Source organism: Nocardiopsis sp. NPDC057823, from assembly GCF_042797335.1.
GTDB classification, from domain to species: Bacteria; Actinomycetota; Actinomycetes; order Streptosporangiales; family Streptosporangiaceae; genus Nocardiopsis; species Nocardiopsis changdeensis.
In genome coordinates this window covers 280,247-301,144 of the sequence record NZ_JBHVLR010000006.1, presented here as the reverse complement: position 1 = coordinate 301,144, position 20,898 = coordinate 280,247, and the positions used below count along the sequence as shown (strand labels likewise).

General features: G+C 71.5%; 20 protein-coding genes. 7 read left to right on the top strand and 13 right to left on the bottom strand.

All coding sequences use genetic code 11. The features are described 5' to 3' along the window. Positions 1–325 precede the first annotated feature (325 nt). The 3 genes from ACFVNO_RS13825 (at position 326) to ACFVNO_RS13815 (ending at position 4,818) form a co-directional block, all read left to right on the top strand. Entirely contained in the window at positions 326–1,420 is a 1,095-nt protein-coding gene (locus tag ACFVNO_RS13825; protein ID WP_355262484.1) for a CaiB/BaiF CoA-transferase family protein, read from the top strand. A gap of 246 nt (positions 1,421–1,666) precedes the next feature. Continuing rightward, positions 1,667–3,904 carry a hypothetical protein gene (locus ACFVNO_RS13820; RefSeq protein WP_378892380.1) on the top strand — a complete coding sequence of 746 codons (2,238 nt, stop codon included), beginning with the start codon at positions 1,667–1,669 and terminating at the stop codon, positions 3,902–3,904. 554 nt (positions 3,905–4,458) lie between these two features. Next, positions 4,459–4,818 (top strand): STAS domain-containing protein, encoded by a 360-nt coding sequence (locus ACFVNO_RS13815; protein ID WP_220563294.1) that lies wholly within the window; start codon positions 4,459–4,461, stop codon positions 4,816–4,818. 96 nt (positions 4,819–4,914) lie between these two features. On the opposite strand, the gene ACFVNO_RS13810 is transcribed toward ACFVNO_RS13815, so the two are convergent. Beyond that, a complete protein-coding gene (locus ACFVNO_RS13810) occupies positions 4,915–5,625 on the bottom strand; it encodes a M50 family metallopeptidase (protein WP_355262491.1) in 711 nt (236 codons plus the stop codon). A 299-nt stretch (positions 5,626–5,924) separates the two neighbouring features. Here ACFVNO_RS13810 and ACFVNO_RS13805 point away from each other — a divergent pair, with 299 nt between their 5' ends. Next, complete coding sequence (locus ACFVNO_RS13805) at positions 5,925–6,197, top strand: hypothetical protein (RefSeq protein WP_378892375.1); 273 nt, start codon at positions 5,925–5,927, stop codon at positions 6,195–6,197. A gap of 56 nt (positions 6,198–6,253) precedes the next feature. Here the strand turns inward: ACFVNO_RS13805 and ACFVNO_RS13800 are convergent, their stop codons facing one another. The 11 genes from ACFVNO_RS13800 to ectA all read right to left on the bottom strand — a co-directional run bounded on the left by ACFVNO_RS13800 (position 6,254) and on the right by ectA (position 16,958). Continuing rightward, positions 6,254–6,691 carry an SRPBCC family protein gene (locus tag ACFVNO_RS13800; RefSeq protein ID WP_355262497.1) on the bottom strand — a complete coding sequence of 146 codons (438 nt, stop codon included), beginning with the start codon at positions 6,689–6,691 and terminating at the stop codon, positions 6,254–6,256. A 55-nt stretch (positions 6,692–6,746) separates the two neighbouring features. After that, positions 6,747–7,736 (bottom strand): NUDIX hydrolase, encoded by a 990-nt coding sequence (locus ACFVNO_RS13795; RefSeq protein WP_355262500.1) that lies wholly within the window; start codon positions 7,734–7,736, stop codon positions 6,747–6,749. Beyond that, a complete protein-coding gene (locus ACFVNO_RS13790; protein WP_355262503.1) occupies positions 7,733–9,847 on the bottom strand; it encodes an RNA degradosome polyphosphate kinase in 2,115 nt (704 codons plus the stop codon). Before ACFVNO_RS13790 ends, ACFVNO_RS13795 begins: the two co-directional genes overlap by 4 nt. Positions 9,848–10,095: 248 nt before the next feature. After that, on the bottom strand, positions 10,096–11,025 hold the full coding sequence (locus ACFVNO_RS13785) for a CPBP family intramembrane glutamic endopeptidase (protein ID WP_355262506.1): 930 nt from the start codon (positions 11,023–11,025) through the stop codon (positions 10,096–10,098). Between the two features lie 158 nt (positions 11,026–11,183). After that, positions 11,184–11,975: an ectoine/hydroxyectoine ABC transporter ATP-binding protein EhuA gene (ehuA, locus tag ACFVNO_RS13780; RefSeq protein ID WP_355262509.1), complete on the bottom strand. Its 792-nt coding sequence runs from the start codon at positions 11,973–11,975 to the stop codon at positions 11,184–11,186. Beyond that, positions 11,962–12,600, bottom strand: coding sequence for an ectoine/hydroxyectoine ABC transporter permease subunit EhuD (gene ehuD, locus ACFVNO_RS13775; RefSeq protein ID WP_220563302.1), 639 nt, complete (start codon positions 12,598–12,600; stop codon positions 11,962–11,964). The genes ehuA and ehuD overlap by 14 nt, the downstream gene beginning before the upstream one ends. Continuing rightward, the gene (ehuC, locus tag ACFVNO_RS13770) at positions 12,601–13,326 is read right to left on the bottom strand and encodes an ectoine/hydroxyectoine ABC transporter permease subunit EhuC (protein ID WP_355262513.1); all 726 of its coding nucleotides are present in this window, start codon (positions 13,324–13,326) and stop codon (positions 12,601–12,603) included. It abuts the gene before it with no gap. A gap of 6 nt (positions 13,327–13,332) precedes the next feature. Continuing rightward, positions 13,333–14,199 (bottom strand): ectoine/hydroxyectoine ABC transporter substrate-binding protein EhuB, encoded by an 867-nt coding sequence (gene ehuB / locus ACFVNO_RS13765; RefSeq protein ID WP_355262938.1) that lies wholly within the window; start codon positions 14,197–14,199, stop codon positions 13,333–13,335. Between the two features lie 394 nt (positions 14,200–14,593). Then, positions 14,594–14,986, bottom strand: coding sequence for an ectoine synthase (locus ACFVNO_RS13760; protein WP_220563305.1), 393 nt, complete (start codon positions 14,984–14,986; stop codon positions 14,594–14,596). Between the two features lie 113 nt (positions 14,987–15,099). Beyond that, positions 15,100–16,365 (bottom strand): diaminobutyrate--2-oxoglutarate transaminase, encoded by a 1,266-nt coding sequence (ectB, locus tag ACFVNO_RS13755; RefSeq protein WP_355262517.1) that lies wholly within the window; start codon positions 16,363–16,365, stop codon positions 15,100–15,102. 86 nt (positions 16,366–16,451) lie between these two features. Then, entirely contained in the window at positions 16,452–16,958 is a 507-nt protein-coding gene (gene ectA, locus ACFVNO_RS13750) for a diaminobutyrate acetyltransferase (protein ID WP_355262520.1), read from the bottom strand. Positions 16,959–17,828: 870 nt separating this feature from the next. Between ectA and ACFVNO_RS13745 the strand changes: the two genes are divergently transcribed. From ACFVNO_RS13745 to ACFVNO_RS13735, 3 genes are all read left to right on the top strand, one after another. After that, positions 17,829–18,092, top strand: a complete 264-nt coding sequence (locus ACFVNO_RS13745) for a WhiB family transcriptional regulator (protein ID WP_220563308.1) — start codon at positions 17,829–17,831, stop codon at positions 18,090–18,092. A 120-nt stretch (positions 18,093–18,212) separates the two neighbouring features. Beyond that, positions 18,213–18,827, top strand: a complete 615-nt coding sequence (locus ACFVNO_RS13740; RefSeq protein ID WP_378892364.1) for a copper resistance protein — start codon at positions 18,213–18,215, stop codon at positions 18,825–18,827. 70 nt (positions 18,828–18,897) lie between these two features. Further along, positions 18,898–19,527, top strand: a complete 630-nt coding sequence (locus tag ACFVNO_RS13735) for a copper resistance CopC family protein (RefSeq protein ID WP_355262527.1) — start codon at positions 18,898–18,900, stop codon at positions 19,525–19,527. 77 nt (positions 19,528–19,604) lie between these two features. Here the strand turns inward: ACFVNO_RS13735 and ACFVNO_RS13730 are convergent, their stop codons facing one another. Next, entirely contained in the window at positions 19,605–20,366 is a 762-nt protein-coding gene (locus ACFVNO_RS13730; protein ID WP_220563310.1) for a PP2C family serine/threonine-protein phosphatase, read from the bottom strand. Positions 20,367–20,898: the final 532 nt, after the last annotated feature.

Here is a 20,898-nt window from a genome sequence, read left to right as displayed (position 1 = left end):
TCCTGGGATCACACGGAGGAAAGGGGATGCCCGGGGCGCGGTCGGGCACTCCCCGCTTTTCCGGCACCGGCATAGCGGCAGGTCGCCGCGGGTGCGCGGCCCGTCGGGCATCGGACACATTAGCACCGGGCCATTGTTCAATTTTTGGACTCGCCGAAAAAGGAGGTATCCGAAAACGGAAAGGTGGTCTTTTTCCGCATTATCCTTTTCGACCCGCGAGCGCCCCGGGCACCGCCCCCGGAGCGCCGCCCTGGTGCCGCACCGCCCGACCCGGCACAATGAACCCGAACGTCGTTCTAATCCACCCCTCCTGGAGGCCTTGCACATGGGACCCCTCAACGGAATCCGCGTCGTCGAGTTCACCGGCATCGGGCCGGCTCCGATGGCCGCCATGCTCCTGGCCGACCTGGGCGCCGACGTCGTCCGCCTCGACCGCCCGCAGGCCGCCGAGGCGATGAACGCCGGGCTCCCCGGCCCGCACATGAGCGAGGGCCGCACCGTGCTGGGCGCCGACCTGAAGTCCGAGGAGGGCCGCGCCCTGGCCCGCGACCTCGTCGAGCGCGCCGACGTCCTGCTGGAGGGATTCCGCCCCGGGGTCATGGAGCGGCTGGGCCTGGGCCCCGACACGTGCCTGGAGCTCAACCCCCGGCTGGTCTACGCCCGCGTCACCGGCTGGGGCCAGGACGGCCCCCTGGCGAGGACCGCCGGGCACGACATGAACTACATCTCCGTCAACGGCGCCCTGCACGCCATCGGCCGCGCGGACGGCCCGCCGGTACCGCCGGCCAACCTGCTCGGGGACTTCGCGGGCGGCACCATGTTCACGGTCACCGGCATCCTGGCCGCCCTGGTGGAGCGCGGCGCCTCCGGGCGCGGACAGGTCGTGGACGCCGCCATGGTCGACGGGTCGGCGCTGCTGATGTCGATGATCCACGAGGACCGGGCGCGCGGGTCCTGGAGCGACGAGCGCGGCACCAACTACCTGGACACCGGCGCCCCCTGGTACGACGTCTACGAGTGCGCCGACGGCCGGTACGTGTCCGTGGGCTGCATCGAGCCGCAGTTCTACGCCGCCTTCCTGGCGGGCACCGGCCTCGACGGGGAGGACCTGCCCGATCAGTGGGACCGCTCGGGCTGGCCGGTGCTGCGGGAGCGGTTCGCCGAGGTGCTGCGCACCCGCGGCCGCGACGAGTGGGCGGCGGTGTTCGAGGGTGTGGACGCCTGCGTGATGCCGGTCCTGTCCCTGGAGGAGGCGCCCGACCACCCGCACGTGCGCGCGCGGGGCACGCTGGTCCGCGAGGGCGGCCGCGTGGTCCCGGGCCCGGCGCCCCGCTTCTCGCGCACCCCGGGCGGGGTGACCCGGGGGCGGCCGCAGCCGGACACCGCCGAGGTCCTCAAGGGATGGGGCCTGGGCACCTGAACCGGTCCGTCCGATACCCGGCTCCCGGGCCCGCGGGAACGGAGATCCGAAGGGGGATCCCCCGGCGGATTCGGACGGGTCGGGCGAGTATCCCCCGATGGGCGCTCCGGGGTCGCTAGGGTGGCGAGCTCAGGTCGAGCGCGCGACGGGGGGTCCGCGATGCCACGACGGTTCGTCAGTGCGGTATCGGCGCTTCGGGGGGCGGCCGGAGCCGCGGGGGCGGCGCACCGGAGGGCGGCCGGCACGGTGCCGGCGCGCTGGTGCGCAGTGGTGGTGGCGGTCGCCGCCCTGCTGTGCGCCGCCCCGTCCTCGTGGGCGGACCCGGGCCCGACCGGCTCGGGGGCGCCCGTCCGGCAGCCGGACGTGCCGGTCCCGGCCGGGGAGCCCCTGGTGCTGGTCGGGGTGCCGGGCCTGCTGTGGGAGGACATCACCCCCGGGCACACGCCCACCCTGTGGGAGATGGCGGAGCGGTCGGCCATCGGGAACATGTCGATCCGCACCGCGACCTCGCGCACCTGCCCCACCGACGGATGGCTGTCGGTGTCGGCGGGCGACCGCGCCCTGGCCGCACGGGAGGACTTCGGGGTCTGCGAGCCCGCGCCCCGGCCCGAGCGCACCGGGTCCGGCGCCGTCGTCCCCGGGTTCGACTCGTACGTGCGCCAGAACGCCGAATCGCAGTTCGCGGCGCGGGTGGGGCTGCTCGGCGACACCGTGCAGCGGTACGGCGGGTCCACGCTGGCCGTGGGCCCGGGGGCGGCGCTGGGCGTCGCCGACGGTCAGGGGCGGGTCGACCACTACCTGGCGGGGGTGGGCGACCTCGACACCGAACGCCTGGAGGGCGTGGCCCTGGCCGCGGTGGAGCTGCCCGACCTCACCCGCCTGTACCCCGAGGACGACCCCTTCTCGACCGACCCCGACGGCCCCGACCGGGACGACGTCCCGCAGGTGGACCGCGAGGAGGCGCTGGAGATGCTGGACGGGCGGCTGCGCACGCTCGTCTCGATGCTGCCCACCGGGTCCTCGCTCATGGTGGTGGGCGTGTCCATGGACAGCGCGCCCTCCCAGCTCACCGCGGCGCTGAGCGCGCAGGTGGCGCAGGAGGGCCCGGCCGGGCCCATCGGGTTCCTGGCCTCGGAGTCGACCCGGCGGCGGGGGCTGGTGGTGCTCACCGACGTCACCGCCACCGTCCTGGCCGAACTGCGGATGGACCCGCAGGCGGCGGTCGCCGGGCGGGCCTGGCACGTGACGAACCGCCCCGCGGACACCGGGGAGTCCGTGCAGCGGCTGATGGACTTCAACACGGCCGCCGTGGTGGTCGGGGCGGCCATCCCCGGATTCTTCAGCGGGCTGGTGGCGGTCCAGCTGCTGATCTACGCGGCCGCCGCCTACGCCCTGCACCGCTACTCCGACGGGCAGCGCGGCAAGCGGGTCCTCGTGCTGTCGGTGACCCGGATCGTGGCCCTGGCCGGGGCGGCGTTCCCGGTCGCCAGCTACCTGGCCAACCTCATCCCGTGGTGGGCGGCCGAATCACCGCCCACGGCGCTGCTGCTGTGCGTGCTGGCGGCGGACGCGCTGGTGGTGGTGCTGGCGGTGGCCGGCCCCTGGCGGCGCACGGTCCTGGGACCGATGACGGTGGTGGCGGGGGCGACCACGGCGGTGCTGTTCCTCGACCTGTGCTTCGGCGCGCACCTGCAGATGAACTCGCCCACCGGGTACTCGCCGATCGTCGGCGGCCGGTTCTACGGGATCGGCAACATCGCCTTCGCCACCTTCGCCACCGGCATGCTCATGGCGGTGGCCGGGATCGCCCACGGGCTCATCGTGCGGGGGCGCCGGCGCGCCGCCGTGGCGGTGGCCCTGGTGGTGGGGGCGGCGTCGGTGGCGATCATCGGCTGGCCCGGCCTGGGCACCGACTTCGGCGGGGTGATCGCGCTGGTGCCGGGCCTGGCGGTGACGACGATGATGATCGCCGGGGTGCGGGTGACGTTCCTGCGGCTGTCGGCCGTGGTCGCGGCGGCGGTCGCGGCGATCACGCTGCTGTCGTGGCTGGACTACCTGCGCCCGCCCCAGGAGCGCAGCCACTTCGGGGCGTTCGCCGCCCAGGTGCTCAACGGGGAGGCGGGCACGGTGGTGGCCCGCAAGCTCGGGGCGATGCTGGGCACGCTCGGCAACTGGCAGCTGACCCTGCTCGCGGCCTGCGCCCTGGTGTTCCTGTTCGCGGTGCTCTACCGGCCCACCAACTGGCGGATCGGCGCGCTCCAGCGGGCCTACGAGTACGCGCCGACGCTGCGGGCCGGCCTGACCGGGTCGCTGGTGACCGCGCTGGTGGGGTTCGCCGTCAACGACTCGGGCGTGGCGATCCCGGCGATCGCGCTGACGGTCGCGGTACCGCTCACGCTGTCGGCGTGCGTGTGGGCGCTCGAGCAGGAGGACGAGGACCCGGCGCCGGACCCCGAACCCACCGAGAACGCCCACTGCCTGTGACGCTTACCTCATCGACGCCACGCGGTGCAAACGGCAACGAACACGACCTTGCGTCGCTCACGTCACGAAACGGCCACGGCACTGTGGTAAAGTCCGAGGCTGAGCGGCTGATGCGAGGGACAGCCGGGACCCCGAGGGGGCCGGGCGGTCACCGTCTCCCGAAGATCCCGGCCACCGATCCGGCCGCCGCACCTCCCCCAGGGAGGGAATGACCGCCCCCAGGGGCGGGTTCTTGTTGTCGTGAAGGGTGCGGGAGTCACCCGGCACGGCACGCCGCCGATCTCCGGTCCCGGTGACCCGCGGACCGCCGGGGAACTTCCGACCCGCACTCGGACGTTCCCAGGGTGGCCGCGCTCCGCGCAGGCCCCGTTGCGGAGGAGAAGGCGTCACATCCCCGGCCCCGTACCACCGGGGCGGCACGCGAGGACATGATGAACCATCAGCTTGGCTACCGCGGTAACGCACTGAACGTACCGGTCGACGCCCGCGCCCGGCGCGGGATGCGGCCCGCCTCGCCTGCGCGGCGGGCACGTCCCGACTACGCCGGAGTCGCCATGCCCGCACTCACCATCTCGTCCACCCTGCACGACAGCGGCCGGGTGCTGGCGCTGGACGGCGAGATCGACCTGGCCACCGAGGGCCGGTTCCAGGACGCGGTCACCGAGGCGCTCGTCACGCAGCCGCGCGGGCGCGTCGTCCTGGACTGCACCGACCTGCGCTTCATCGACTCCAGCGGGCTGCGCGTGCTCATCCGCGCGCACAAGACCGCCCGGGAGCAGCGCGCGGTGCTGGCGATCGCCGCGCCGGCCCAGCGGATCATGCAGACCCTGCGGATCACCGCGCTGGACACCCGCATCCCGGTGTTCGGCACCGTCCCCGAGGCGCTGGCCGCGCCCCGGGCCGACAACGGCTGAGGCCGCGGGCCGGGCACGGCCACGACGGACACAAGGAAGGGGCGCGACCGCACGGGTCGCGCCCCTTCTTCCGTGCGCCGGGGGCCGGGGGCGGCGTCAGGCCAGGAGCAGCATCCACACGCCCAGGCCGGTGACGGCGAGGTTGACCAGGCCGAACACGACCACCCACAGGGTGCCGGGCAGGCCGGTGAGCCGGGCCAGCTGGTCGGCGTCGGAGTGCGGGGAGGGCTGGCGCACGCGCTGGCGCTGGAGCTCGAACACCGGGCGGATGCCGGCGAACAGCAGGAACCAGATGAACAGGTAGGCGAAGGCCGCCTGGACCTCGCTGGGGGTGAACCAGCTGATCCCGAACACGACCGCGCCGGTGCCCACCACCGAGAGCACGCCGTAGAGGTTGCGGATCATCAGGAGCATCGCGGCCAGCACCACCAGGCTCAGCCACAGCAGCGCGGTGATGTGGTCGGTCATGAGCACGACGATGCCGAGCAGGCCGATGACCGACGAGGCGACGTACCCGGCGAAGACCGTCAGGATCATGCCGACGCCGGTCGGCTTGCCGCGCGAGACGGTGACACCCGAGGTGTCGGAGTGCAGGCGGATCGCCGTGAGCTGGCGTCCGCTGAGCAGCGCCACCAGGGCGTGGCCGCCCTCGTGGGCGATGGTGACGACGTTGCGGGCCACCCGCCACACGGGGTTGAACAGCACGGCCGCCAGGGCGAGCACCGCGGCGCCGATGACGATCCACTGCTCCGGCTCGGGTTGGGTGGTCAGCACCTCCTGCCAGACGTCACCGAAGGTCGTTTCCACCAGTGGTCCCCCAACTGCGTCTCGACGGCTCTCCCGGCCCGGACGGGCCGGGGCACTGCCCGAACTCTAGCGATCCGCCGGGACGGGCCCGAACGGCGCGGATCGGTGCGGAATGTGAGACGGCCGCGGCGGGTCGGCGGTTCGTCCGGACGCCCGAAAGCGGCGGACGGGAACGGACGCGTGCCACGCTTCGTCGGAGATGTGTCCCGAACCGGGGCGATGAACTGGCCAAACCACTCCGCGCGACCTACAGTCGCAACCGTTGGCTATTGACCAACTACTAAGAGTGAGGATCTTCCGTGAAACGGATCGCTGGAATCGCCCTGATGACGCTCACCGCCGGTGCGGCCCTCGGCCTCGCCGCGGCGCCCGCCTCGGCCGGCGGCCACGACGGCTACGGGTACGACCACGAGCGTCCCGCCCTGGCCCAGGGCCACGAGGGCTACGGCTACGACCTCGAGCGTCCCGCCCTGCTCCAGGGCCACGGCCACGAGGGCTACCCCGGCTACGGCGACATGCGTCCCGCCCTGCTCCAGGGCCACGGCCACGAGGGCTACCCCGGCTACTACTAGCCGCACCGGTGGCAGAAGGCGCGGCCCGGCTCCGGCCGGGACCGCGCCCCCTCCGGTCATCCGCGCTCGGCCAGGTCCTTCAGGCGCACCAGGGTCGCCTCGATGCCCCGGGCGTTGCGCGCGGGCATCCCGCCCAGCACGTAGAACAGCGGGAACCCCCTGGAGTAGTCGAAGGTCTCGGTCACCCGCGTCCCGCCCCCGGGCAGCTCCTCCAGCTCGTAGCGCCACCGGTGCGGGCCGAAGTGCCGCCAGGCGATGAGGCGGTCCTTCTCGTACTCCACCACCCGGTTGGTCATCCTGTACGGCAGGCCGAACATCTTCATGTCCATGCCGAACCGCGCGTCCTGGACCAGCTCCGGCGGACCGAAGAGGCTGCCGCGCACGGTCCCCGATCCGTCGATCTCCGGGTGCCGGGCGGGCGACGCGAGGATCTCGAAGATCCGGGCGGCGGGAGCGTCGACCACCACGCTCCGGGAAACCTTGTATTCAGCCATGCGGCCATCATGGCAGCACGCCCTGAAGGGATCCTTCCCGCCTCCCGGGCCACACCTATCCCCGGACCGCGTGCCTCTCCACGCCGGCCAGCTCCCCGGCGGCCACGTGGACCACCCAGAACGACCCCTTGCGCAGTCCCAGCTGCTGGGTGATCGGCGCCCCCAGCCGAGTGAGCGCCTCCTCCATCAGGTCCGGGATCAGCTCCCCGTGCGTGCACACCACCGTGGGCCGCCCCGCGCCGAGAATCTCGGCGAACGCCTCGCGGGCGCCCTTGACGTCGTAGGGCGGGGTGCCCTCCCGGACCGTGAAGGCCCGTTCGGTGCGCATCTGCACGTCCGCCTCCACCGTGTACGGCAGCATCGACTCGGTGCAGCGAGCCGCCGCCGACGACACCACTTCGGGCCGCCCGTAGGCGCTCAGCACCCGCGGCAGGGCCAGGGCGTCGGCCCGGCCGACCTCGTCCAGGGGGCGCAGCAGGTCGCTGTCGTCCCAGGTGCGCTTCTCCCCCGCCGACAGGTGCCGGAGCAGGATGACCGGGAAGGTCGCCGCGGGTCCGGCCCGGAAGTTGTCCAGGACCTCCACGTCGTGGTCGTAGGTGAGGCGTTCGCGCGCCTCCCCCACCGGGACCCACTCGACCCGGTCGACCTCCTCGTTGGCCTGGTAGTCGATGGCCCCGCCGGCTTCGGCGGGGGTCGCCGCCCACCACTCGACCTGCTTGGGCCAGCCGTCCTTGAGGTAGCGCTGCGGGGGCAGGCGGCGGCCCAGCACGGGGTTCAGGCCGGTCTCCTCCTGCACCTCGCGGACCGCGCCGATGATGGGGTGCTCACCGTTCTTGAGCTTGCCCTTGGGCAGGGTCCAGTCGTCGCGGGCGGGCCGCCGGATGAGGACGACCTCGGTCCCGGCCTCCCCCTCGCGCCACAGCAGGGTGCCGCCCGCCCGGATGGGCTCCAGGTAGCCGCCGACCGCCGCGGTGCGGGGCGGGAAGGCGCTGGTCACCCTGACCTCGCCGGCCCCCTCCGCGGGGGTGTCGCCCTCCGCGCTCATCCGCCCTCCACCACTCGCAGGTGGCGGTCGCCGCGCAGGCTGTCCTGGAGGTCCACCAGGGGCTGCCCGTCGGGGGCGTGGGTGACCCGGTCCCAGATGCCGTCGGGCTGCAGGCGCCACGAGGACGTGTCGTCGGACATCGCCAGGTCCATCAGGCCGATGAGCCTGCGGCACTGCTCCCCGTCGGAGATGCGGACCAGCGCCTCCACCCGGCGGTCGAGGTTGCGGGGCATGAGGTCGGCGCTGCCGATCCACACCTGGGGGCGCCAGCCGTTGGCGAACACGAAGATCCGCGAGTGCTCCAGGAAGCGGCCCAGGATGCTGCGGACCCGGATGTTGTCCGAGAGGCCGGGCACCCCGGCGCGCAGGACGCAGCTGCCGCGCACCCACAGGTCGACGCTGACCCCGGCCTGGGAGGCGCGGTAGAGGGCGTCGATGATCTCCTCGTCGACCAGCGAGTTGACCTTGATGCGGATGTGCGCGGGCTCGCCCTTGAGGGCGTTGTCGGTCTCGACGGAGATCTGCTGGAGCAGGCCCTCGCGCAGGGCCGCGGGCGCCACCAGCAGCCTGCGGTAGTGCTTCTTGCGGGAGAACCCGGTGAGGCTGTTGAACAGGTCGCTGACGTCCTCGCCCACCTCGGAGGAGGCGCTGAACAGGCCGAAGTCCTCGTAGATGCGGGCGGTGCTGGGGTTGTAGTTGCCGGTGCCGACGTGGCAGTAGCGGCGCAGCAGCCCGTCGTCGTCCTTGCGGATGACCATGGACAGCTTGCAGTGGGTCTTGAGGCCGACCACGCCGTAGACGACGTGGCAGCCCGCGTGTTCGAGCTTGCGGGCCCACTGGATGTTGTTCTGCTCGTCGAAGCGGGCCTTGATCTCGACCAGGACCACGACCTCCTTGCCCTCGCGGGCCGCCTCGATGAGCGACTCCACGATGGGCGAGTCGCCGCTGGTGCGGTAGAGGGTCTGCTTGATCGCGACGACCTTGGGGTCGCCGGCGGCCAGGGCGAGGAACCGCTCCGTGGTGGTGGCGAAGGACTCGTAGGGGTGGTGGACCAGCACCTCGCGCTCGCGGATGGTGGCGAACAGGTCCCCGGAGGTGAGCGCGCGCGGCTCGACCGGGACCATCGGCGTGTAGTGCAGCTCGGGGCGGTCCAGGTCGGCGATCTGGGCCAGGCCCGCCAGGTTCAGCGGGCCGGGGACCCGGTAGATCTCCTCCTCCTCGGCGCCCAGTTCCTCGACGAGGATCGCCAGCGTGTCGTCGCTGATGTCCTCCTCGACCTCCAGGCGCACCAGCGGCCCGAAGCGGCGGCGCAGCAGCTCGTTCTCCAGGGAGGTGACGAGGTCGTCGGTCTCGTCCTCGTCGACCTCCAGGTCGGAGTTGCGGGTGACCCGGAAGGCGTGGTGGTCCACGACCTCCATGCCCTCGAAGAGCTGGGGCAGGTGGGCGGCGATGATGTCCTCGACCGGCACGAAGCGGCCGCCGCCCTTGGTGCTCAGCTCGATGAACCGGGGCAGCGAGCCGGGCACCTTGACGCGGGCGAACATGCGGCGCTCGTCGCGCGGGTCGCGGACGGTCACGGCCAGGTTGAGCGACCGGCCGGAGATGTAGGGGAAGGGGTGGGCCGAGTCCACCGCGAACGGCGTGACCAGCGGGTAGATGGAGCGGCGGAAGTACCCGTGCAGGTACTCGCGTTCGGCGGCGTCGAGGTCGTTCCAGCGCACGATGCGGATCCCGACCTCGCGCAGGGCGGGGGCGACGCTGTTCTGGAAGCAGGCGGTCTGCCGCAGCATGAGGTCGTGGGTGAACTCGGAGATCCGTTCGAGCAGGTCGCGGGGGTGGTGTCCGCTCGACGAGGCGACGGAGAGCCCGGTGGCGAGCCGGCGCTTGAGGCCGGCGACGCGGACCATGAAGAACTCGTCGAGGTTGCTGGAGAAGATGGCCAGGAAGCGGGCGCGCTCCAGCAGGGGGATGTCCTTGTCCTCCGCCAGTTCGAGGACCCGCTGGTTGAAGCGGAGCCAACCCTCCTCGCGGTCCATGAAACGATCGGCGGGGAGGCCTCGGGGCTCGGTGGTGCTGGGACCGGCTGGCGTCGATACGGGTTCCGTGCTCACAGCTGGCAGACTCCCCCCTTTTCATGACCGGCCGGTGACATCCCCGTGAGGGGGAAATGACCGCGACACGACCGCTATGGACCTTCTGTACCCAGATGCACACGAACACCTGCACTTACCGAGCATAGATTGCGCAGGTTTCGGCCCATGCACGTGACAACGGCCGGAATAGGGAAGAAAAGGCGAGCCGACACACCGGACCGCCGACCGGGCATTCGGACTTTTCGGACCTCAGGGGTGATTTCGCCCTACACCATCATGGGCTCCAAGTCGGGGGGCGTGAGGATGAGGAACACGCCGATCCGCAGCAGCACGTTGAGCCAGGTGTTGCGGAAGCACAGCCACAGGTAGCCGTAGAGCAGGCTCGCCGTGCCGTAGGTGAGCAGGGCCAGGCCCAGGTCGTAGACCAGGCCGTCCCCGGGGAGCTGGGCCACCGGGTCGTAGGGCTGGATGATCGCGTACATGAGGGCGAAGAGGATCGAGGTGGCCACGATCCCTCCCCACGGCCCCATGATGATCTCCAGCCTCGTCTGCACCATCCCGCGGAAGAAGATCTCCTCGCACACGGAGATCAGCGCGAACGCCAGCACGAACCCGAAGAGCGGGAACGACGGCTCGGGCAGGCCGTTGGCGGGCACCAGGATGTAGCCGACCAGCGCCAGCACGAGGACGACCGGGACCAGGCCCAGCCACCGCCAGGGCTGCTCGACCTTGAGGGCGATGGAGGGCATGGCGGTCCCGCGGCCGTCCAGGACCACCCCCGAACGGTCCATGACCAGCAACGGCAGCGTGAACAGGAACAGCAGCCGCGACACCAGGGACGACGACATCTCGAGGTCGGCCCCGATCTCCGACCCGTACAGGTGCAGGATGGTGCTGAGCACGACCATGCACAGCACGAACCCCACCAGGAAGAGGGCCAGCCAGCCGAGTTCGCGGTTGATGGGGTGGGTCTGCATGGCGGCGGCGATGCGCCGGTCCAGTTCCGCCCGCCGGCCGAACGCCCCGACCAGCCCCCAGGCCACCAGGCCCCCCAGGAGCATCGGCCCCCAGGAGATCAGGAACACGACCGGGGTTCCGAAGGTGTCGTGGCGCAGGCCGGGGTCGACGGCCATGGTCACCGCGATGACCAGGAGGGCCGCCGCCGTCCACCCGGCCAGCCCCCATCTTCGCACCATGGTCACAAGAGTCCCCCCTGCCTCAGAACACCCATTCTGCCCAGGAGGAAACTAAAAGCTACTTTACGACTACGGTATGTCGCCATCGAAGGCCCCGGGGGCGGGGGGGGGGGGGGCCCCCCCCCCCCCCCCCCCGCCCCCGGGGAACGGCGCTCCGGTCAGTGCCCGTTGTCCAGCACCGAACGGAGGAACTCCTTGGTGCGGTCCTCCCTGGGGTCGCCGAAGATCTCGTCCGGCGTCCCCTCCTCGGCGATCCGGCCCTTGTCGAACATGAGCACCCGGTGCGACACGTCCCGCGCGAACCCCATCTCGTGGGTCACGCACAGCATCGTGATGTCCGTGGTCTCGGCGACCGTGCGCAGCACGTCGAGCACCCCGGCCACCAGCTCCGGGTCCAGCGCCGAGGTCACCTCGTCCAGCAGCAGGATCTCCGGCCGCATCGCCAGCGCGCGGGCGATCGCCACCCGCTGCTGCTGGCCGCCGGAGAGCTGGGAGGGGTGGGCGTCGATCTTGTCCGAGAGCCCCACCAGGTCCAGCAGCTCCTCGGCCCGGGCGTCCGCCTCCCCTCGGGACAGGCCCAGCACGTGGACCGGGGCCTCGGTGAGGTTCTTGCGGACCGTCATGTTCGGGAACAGGTTGAACTGCTGGAACACCATCCCGATCCGCTTGCGGCGCGGGCGCAGGTAGGCCTCGTTGGCCGGGACCAGCCGGCCCCCGCGGGACATGTGGCTGAACGGCTCGCCGTCCACCTCGATCAGGCCGTCGGTCACCTTCTCCAGGGTCATGAGCAGGCGCAGGATGGTCGTCTTCCCCGAGCCGCTCGGCCCGATCAGGGTGACCCTCTCGCCGGGGGCGACCGAGAAGTCCAGGTGGTCCAGCACGGTGAGGTCGCCGAAGCGCTTGACCACCTGGTCGAAGTTGATCAGCGCCGAAGTGTCAGACGGCGGCATAACGTCGCTCCAGTCGTCGGATGATGATCGCGGAGGGGATGCTGACCAGGAGGAACAGGAACCCGACCACGGTGTAGGCCTCCACGATGCGGAAGTCCGCGCTGCCGACCTGGCGCGCGGTGGCGAGCAGCTCGACCACGGTGATCGCCAGCAGCAGCGGGGTGTCCTTGAACATGGCGATGAGGTAGTTGCCCAGCGCCGGGATGACCTTGCGGATCGCCTGGGGCAGCACCACCGCGCCCCAGGTGCGCGAGGCGGGCAGGCTGAGCGCCCGGGCCGCCTCCCACTGGCCCTTGGCCACGCCCTCGATCCCGGAGCGGTACACCTCGGCGGTGTAGGCCGCGTAGTGCACGCCCAGTACCACGATGCCCACGGTCAGCGCCGACACCGTGGAGGGCGCCAGCGCGAACACGAACACCAGCTGGACCAGCAGCGGGGTGGTGCGGACGAACTCCATGACGGCGTGCACGGCGGTCCCGACCACCGGCACCCGGCGGACCATCGCGATGGCCAGCCCCAGCACCAGGGCGATGAGGTAGCCCAGCAGGGTCGCCTGGACGGTGACCGCCAGGCCCCGCATGAGGTCGGGCAGGACCCGGAAGGTCCATTCGAAGTCCCAGAACATCTACTTCGCACCCCCCGACGCGGTCAGCGCGGGCGGCCGCAGCAGGCCCAGGACCCCCCGGCCACCCGGCGGGACGCGCCCCAGCCGGTGGTTGGCCCGGCGCTCCAGCAGGCGCACGCCGAAGATGAGCACCTGGGCGATGAGGAAGTACAGGACCAGCGCGCCGCTGAAGGCGAGCACCGTCTCCCCCGTCGCCTGGCGCATCCGCTCGGCGATGGCGCTGATGTCGGCGACACCGATGAGGTAGGACACGGCGGTGGCCTTCATCAGCTCGATGGACAGGTTGCCGAAGGTCGGCAGCATCTGCGCCCAGGCCTGCGGCAGGATCACCAGGCGCATGCGCTGGAACCAGGTCATGTCCAGGGCGACGGTCGCCTCGAACTGGGCCTTGGGCACGGCCTTGATCGCACCGCGCACGACCTCGGCGCCGTAGGCGCCGACGTTGAGGCCCACCGCGACGATCGCCGCGAACCGGCCGTCCAGCTGGTAGCCGGTGAGGACGGGCAGCGCGTACGCCATCCAGAACATCAGCACCAGCGCGGAGACCCCGCGGAAGACCTCGACGTAGGTCGTGGCCACGGCCCGCGGCAGCCACTCGGGGCGGGTGCCCAGGATGCCGAAGAACATGGCGAGGACGAACGCCAGCGCGATTCCGCCGGCGGTCAGCTGGATGGTGACCCAGGCGCCGTCCAGGTAGATCGGCAACCGCTCGATGAGGAAATCCACGAGGGATCAGCCCTCACAGAGCTCGGCGGTGGTGGTGCCGTCGGGCAGGTCGGCCTCGGTGAAGCCCCACTCCTCGCCCAGCTCCAGCAGGCGGCCGCTCTCGGTGAACTCGGCGATGACCCGGTTCATCTCCTCCAGCAGCCCCTGCTCGGCGGGGCGCACGCACAGGCCGCCCCAGCCCTTCTCCTCGCGGCCGTCGATCTCCGGGAAGAAGGGCTCGGTGACGTCGAAGTCGCCGCCCCGGTCCTGGAGCAGGTAGTGGTGGGAGACGCTCAGCATGGAGACGGCGTCGACCCGGCCCGACTCCAGCAGCTCGTAGCCGGTGGTCTGGTCGGGGATCAGCTCCATCTGGCCCGCCGGGACGCCGAAGTGCTCCGCGTAGCCCTGCTCCACCGAGGCGTTGAGCACCGCGAGCCGCAGGTCGGAGTTGTCCACGAAGTCCGTGAAGTGGCTGATGTCGTGCGGGTTGCCGGACTCCACCATGAACGCCTCGGGCGAGGTGGCGGTGGGCTCGGTGAAGGCGACCTGTTCGCAGCGCTCCGGGGTGATGAACATGCCCGCGGCGATCACGTCGAACTGGCTGGCCTGGAGGCCCGGGATGAGCCCGTCCCAGGCGACCGGGTTGGCCCGGATCTCGGGGACGCCCAGCTCCTCGAAGACCGCCTGGGCGACCGCCGGGGACTGGCCCGCCGGGTTGTTGTCGCCGTCCACGAAGCCGAACGGGATCTCGTTGGCCAGCCCGACGTTGACGAAGCCCTGCTCGCGCAGCCTGTCCAGGAGTCCGGTGTCGGCCTGTCCGCCGCCGCCGGCGCCCCCTCCTCCGCCGTTCTCGACGCGTGTGCACGCGGCGAGCCCGAGGGTGATCGCCCCCACGCCGGCCAGGCGGAACGCGTCCCGGCGCCCGGGGGCCCGTCGACTGTTCGCTGATACCTGCATCTTCACTCTCACTCCTCGCATCGCTCGCGCGGTCCGTCGCGCTCCGCGGGTGGTCCCGCTCGGCGCCGCGCCGTGGAGTCGCGGCCCCGCCGCTGGTCGGCGGCCGGACCGGCTCCGGTACGGGGGTCTCCCTCCCCGAGGCCCTCCGGAGGTAACGACCCCCGGGTGGTCCGTTATGTACTGGTTATTCAATGGGCGGTACAACGATCACGGATGCACCGGTATCTACCCCGTCGCAGCACACCCGTCACCCCGGGTGACGGAAAGCGGGAGCGGTCCCGGGCGGACCCGGGACCGCTCCCGCGGGGGCCTCCCTGCCGGGAGGGCCCGGTCAGTCCGTTTCCACGACCAGCGGGTAGACGCCGTTCTCATCGTGGACCTCGCGGCCGGTCACCGGCGGGTTGAACACGCACAGCACCCGGAAGTCGGTCTTGGGGCGAACGGTGTGCCGCTCGTGGCCGTTGAGGAGGTAGAGGGTGCCGGGGGTGATGATGTGCTTCTCCCCCGTCTCCTCGTTGGTCAGCTCGGCCTCGCCCTCGATGCAGTGGACCAGCTCGACGTGGTTGGCGTACCAGAACGTCGACTCGGTACCGGCGTAGAGCACGGTCTCGTGGAAGGAGAAGCCGACCTTTTCCTTGGCCAGGACGATGCGGCGACTGCGCCAGTTCTCCGTCTTGATGTCCGCCTCGGTGTCGGTGATCTCGTCCAGGCTGCGAACGATCACGGGATTCTCCTCCTCATCGGTGCGCTCGTGTGCGCACATGGCTGTCGTGTACGGCACGGGGCCGGCCGGCCACCCCCACGGGCGGCCGACCGACCCCGAGCGGTGTCCGTGTGTCAGGCGGGCTGGGCGACCTTGACGGCGGCGCGCGCCGCGTCGGCCATGATGTCCAGGCCCGCCGTCAGCTCCTCCTCCGTCATGGTGAGCGGGGGCAGGAGCTTGGCGACCTCGTCCTCGGGACCGGAGGTCTCCAGCAGCAGGCCGCGCTCGAAGGACTCGGCGGCGACCCGCTTGGCCACGGAGGTGTCGGTGAACGCCAGCCCCCGGGCCAGGCCCCGGCCGCGCACGTGCGCGCCCAGGTCGACGTGCTCGGCGGCCATCTCGTCCAGGCGGGCGGCCACGAGGTCGCCCTTGGCCTTGGTCGCGGCGCTGAAGGCGTCGTCCGTCCAGAAGCGGCGCAGCGCCTCGGTGCCGGTGACCATGGCCGGGTTGAAGCCGCGGAAGGTGCCGTTGTGCTCCCCGGGCTCCCAGACGTCGAGCTCGCGCTTGAACAGCGTCAGGGCCATGGGGAGACCGTAACCGCTGATGGACTTCGACAGGGTGACGATGTCCGGAACGATGCCGGCCTCTTCGAAGCTGAAGAAGTCGCCGGTGCGCCCGCAGCCCATCTGGATGTCGTCGACGATCATGAGCATGTCGTGCTCGCGGCACAGCTCCGAGAGCTCGCGCAGCCACTGGGCGCCGGCCACGTTGATGCCGCCCTCGCCCTGGACGGTCTCGACGATCACCGCGGCGGGCTTGTCCAGGCCGCTGCCGCTGTCCTCCAGCAGGCTGCGCAACCACAGGAAGTCCGGGGTGCGCCCGTCCATGTAGTTGTCGAACGGCATGGTGGCCACGTGGCCCAGCGGCACGCCCGCGCCGCCGCGCTTCATCGAGTTCCCGGTGACGGCCAGGGCCCCCAGGGTCATGCCGTGGAAGCCGTTGGTGAAGTTGACGATCGTCTCGCGGCCGGTGTACTTGCGGGCCAGCTTGAGCGCGGCCTCGACGGCGTTGTTGCCCGCCGGGCCGGGGAACTGGACCTTGTAGTCCAGGCCGCGCGGCCGGAGGACGACCTCCTCGAAGGTCGCGAGGAAGTCGCGTTTGGCGACGCTGTAGGCGTCCAGGCTGTGGACGATGCGGTCCTCGGTCAGGTAGCGGATGAGCGCGGTCTTCAGCTCCGGGTTGTTGTGCCCGTAGTTGAGCGATCCGGCTCCCGCGAAGAAGTCCAGGTAGGGACGGCCCGACTCGTCGTAGACATGGCTTCCGACGGCCCGGTCGAAGACCGCCGGCCAGTTCCGGCAGTATCCGCGGACTTCGGATTCCAGGCGCTCGAAGGTCTCCATCGTGGGTTCCTCGGTTCCTTTCCCCAGGTTCGTGGGCTCATGGCGTGGCCGCTCGATGGGTTGGTCGACGCGGTGCGGATGGCCGGTCACACGTGTGCTTCGTCGGGGAGACCCAGGGGTCCGATGCGCACGAGGTCTTCGGGCTCGTGTGAGTCTCCATTCTCCTTCGGGAAGTGCTCCTCGGAGAAGAGTGCGGACCATGTGATCCGGGCCCGGCGGTCGCGCGCGAACGATGCGAAGAGCGCTCGCGACGCGGTGTTGTCCGGGGTGACGGTCGCCTCCAGGTGGTCGATGCCCCGTTCGACGATCCGGTCACCGATGAAGTCGAGCATGAGTCGGGCCAGTCGGCGGCCCCGGTGGGCCGGGTCCACGGCGACCTGCCACAGGAAGTAGGTGTCCGGGCTGTCAGGTCGCACGTAACCGGTGACGTAGGCGATGGGACGACCGGCCTCGTCGCGGGCGACGACGCTGGTCGCGGCGAAATCCCGGCACCAGAGGGCGTAGGCGTACGGGGAGTTGACGTCCATCCCCGCCTCCCGCGCCAGGGCCCACATGTGCGGGCCGTCCTCGGGGCCGGGATGTGCCAGGCGCACGTCCCCACGGCCCGCGGCCCCGGCGCTCTGCGCGGAGCCGTGGGCTCCCTCGTCGGTTCGGTCGCGGGCTTGGAGATTCGTTCGTAGATGCGGCACGTCGATTGAAACTAGCGAACGAAAGTCAATGGGATGACGAGATGGTCCGCCGCGGATGTTTCATCGAAAGGCGACCGGGTAGGGCTTGTTTCTTTAACCCGATTCCAAGGCCGTGACCAGGGCTTTCGCGGACCGCGCGATGGAGCGCGCAAAGTCGGCGCACACGCCGCCCAGCAGGGGATTCGGTACCACCTCCGCGCGGCGGCCGCGTGTCGGCGCCGTGCCGGGGCGCCGCGGGCGGAAGAATGCGCGTGGTGGTCGTCAGGGTCAAACATAGAGCCTGGACGAGCAATATTAAGCGTGCGTTAAGTCACATCAATTCGGTGGAAACCTCGCGACATAACGTCTTCCCGACGCGGGGGAGGCGACGCCCGGATGTCACGCCCCCGTAACGCGGATGTCACGGAGACCGCCCCGGGTTCGGCGAAAGCCGCTCTGCGCAGGGGGTTCGCCCCGGCGCGGGAACGGGGCCGCCGCGCCCCGGCCGTGACCCTGACCCGGCCGCCGCCGGGCCCCGTGCGCCCCGGAATCCGACCAAGGTCCCTGGAGAAAAGGCGGAGTTCCAGGAAGACCCCCTGTAGTACGACCCGATGTAGTACTACACTTAGTCGCATCGCTTCGCCGCAGTTCCGGAGCGGCCGGACACCCTACGGCCGTCCCCGGTGCTCCGACCTTCGGAGCCGCGGCACGGCGCGAGACTTCCGCCGACCCGGCCGTGGAGGACACGGCGCGGGCCACCGGCCACGGACCGACAGCCACGGATCGGAGGCGCCCGTGAACCGCCTGTACCACGAGAGCGAGGACTGGGTCACGCAGGGACGTTGCCGTGCGTACGACCCCGAGATCTTCTTCCCGGTGAGCTCCACCGGTATCGGCAGGGCCGATACCGAGCAGGCCCTCGCCGTCTGCCGCAGCTGTACTGTTCGCCCGGAATGCCTGCGGTGGGCGCTGCGATCCGGGGAGGCCCACGGAGTCTGGGGTGGGACCACCCCGGAGGAGCGGCGCTACATGCGCCGCGAGTTGGCCCCCGCGGTCTGAGACCGGCCCGGGAAGAAGGACCCGTCCCACGACGGGGAGGCCGCCGGATGCGCGGGGGATCGCATCCGGCGGCCCGTCGTGCCCTTGCGGGCGAATCGGACAGGATCTAGGTTTTCTCACGTGCGACCCGCCCATGGCACACTCCGTCTGCTGCGCACGGCCTCCCTGGCCGGTGCGTGCACGGGGCTCGCCTGGGTCGGGCACAACCTGTGGGCCGCCGAGCCCGCGGGGGCGGCCGGGTTCGCCCTGGCGACCGCCTTCCTCACCCCCGTGCTGTGGCACTTCACCCGCATGATGCGCGGCTTCGGCGAGATCCTCGCCGTCATGGCCTGCGCCCAGGTCGTCCTGCACTTGATCCTCCAGGGGTCGGCCGACCCCGCCTTCGCGACCTTCGACACCGGCGCCGACCATTCCGGCCACGGGGTGCTCGCGCACGCCTTCGGCCTCGCCCCCGGCATGCTGCTGGCGCACCTGTGGGCGGCGCTGCTGGCATCGGCGCTGCTGGCGCGCGGGGAGGCGGCGCTGTGGTTCCTGGCCGCCCTGCTCTCGCGCGCGCTGCCCCCGGCGAGCGCCCGCGACCTCTCCCTTCCTCCCGCTCCCGCGGCCGTCGCACCCGCCCCCGCGGCGGCGCCGGCCGCACCCGCGCTCACGGCGCACCCGCCGCGCGGCCCGCCCGCCCCTCCCCCGCCGCACGAGTCCCGGGACCCCGCGTCCCGCGGACTCCGGGCGGCCTAGGAGACGAGACCGGGAGGCGCCGCCGCGCGGCCGCCCCGGTGCGGAACGAGCCCGAGAGAAGAAGAGAAGAATGACCCGCAACCACACCTCCCCCCTGCGGCGCGCCCTGGTCCCGGCCGCCGTGCTGGCCGCCGCCCTGGTCGCGGCGCCCGCGCCCGCGCTGGCCCACGACGTTCTGACCGGGTCGAACCCGGAGGACGGCGCGACCCTGGACACCGCTCCCGAGGAGGTCGTGCTCTCGTTCAACAACGCGCCCATGGAGGGCGGCTCCGGCAGCGCCGTGGTCGTCACCGGCCCGGACGGGGAGACCACCTACGAGGACGGCGACCTGGTGTTCGACGGGCTGGACGTGTCCGTGGGCCTGTCGCCGCTGGACGAGGCGGGCGAGTACACGATCGGGTACCGGGTGGTGTCCTCCGACGGCCACCCGATCCAGGGCAGCCTGACCTTCACGGCGACCGAGGAGGCCGTCGCGGCCGCCGCCCCGGCCGAGGAGTCCGCGGAGCCGACCGAGGACGCCGGCGCGTCCGCCGCGGAGGAGTCCCCCGCCGAGGTCGAGGCCTCCGAGGCCGCGGCCGAGGACGAGGGCGGGAGCTCCCTGCCGGTGGGCCTCATCGCCATCGTCGCGGTGGGAGTGATCGCGATCGCCGCCGTCGCGGTGGTCGCCCTGCGCCTGCGCAAGGGCTCCTCCTCCCAGTAGGGGTCGGAACCGGAAGGGCCCGCACACCGGTCGGTGTGCGGGCCCTTCCGGCGTTGCGGGATACGGGGCGGCGGCCGTCAGACGCGGCGGGCGAGCAGGATGCTGATGTTGTCCTTGCCGCCCGCCTCCATGGCGGCCTGCCACAGGGCGTGGACGGCGGCCTCGTCGCTGCCGGCCTCGGCGATCATCCGCTCCATCTCCTCCGGGAGCACCAGGTCGGAGAGGCCGTCGCTGCACATCAGCCAGGCGCTGGGGTCGGCGGCGTCGTCGCGGCCCACGTGCGGGACCATGCTGCCGCCCGAGCTCCCGCCCAGGGACTGGGTGATGAAGTTGGTGGTGACGGGGCGGCCGTCCTCGGAGGGGGGCAGCGCCGGGGAGTCGTCCTCGGAGAGCTGCACCAGGCGGCGCCCGTCCAGGCGGTAGGTGCGGGAGTCGCCGACGTTGAACCAGAAGTTGCCGTCGCTGTTGAGCAGCACGCCCGCGACGGTGGTCCCCATCCCGGCGAACTCGGTGTGCTGGAGCGCGTGGTCCTTGATCTCCTCGTCGATGTTGCTCAGCAGCTGGGCGATCTCGTCCGGGCCGCCGAGCCGCGGCCCCATCTCCGCCATGCGGTGCACGGCGTGCTCGGAGGCGATCTCACCGGCCGCCTGGCCGCCGATGCCGTCGGCGACCGCCAGGATGACGGGTTCGCTCACCGGCAGCACGCAGCGGACCGGAGAGGTCATGTTCGCACTGGCGACGGTCAGGGCCCCCATGACGATGGCGTCCTCGTTGGCGGGACGGATAGCGCCCCGGTGCGTGAGGGCCGTGACGATGACTTCCCCACCAGCGACACCCATACGCCCTTCCTCCCGTTTCGTCGGCCGTGGCCGCTGCCCGACTCGTGCGCCGGACCCTTGGTCGAATCCCGTTCAACGTCTGGATTCTGCAACCGTACCGAGCCACTGCCGGGGTAGGTCAAAATCCGGGTACATCATGACGGAAAACACCCGGATATGCAGTTCCAGCACGGGATTCGAGTGCCGAAAGCGCTGCCCGGAGTACGTGTTGCTCCGCATTGACAGTAGCGGCCGCGGCGGGTGTCCGGCAGGGCCCCCCGTACCCTGCTTCACGGGCGGCCGCGATCCTTCGGTTCGCGGTGTCCGACAGCGGCCGGGAGCCCTCCTCCGGTTGTCCCCGGCGGCGGAGTCTGGCACAATGACCTCGTTGGGTGTCTAAGACGCAGACACACACGACCACCACTGTGCATCCACATACGGTCACGCACGGTGGCGAACGGTATCCCTTCGAACAGGTCGTCTGGTGTGGTTCCCGTGCGTCTGCCCTTCTCCTTCCTTTCTCTTTTCCCCCTCCCCTTCGACGGGTGCCCCG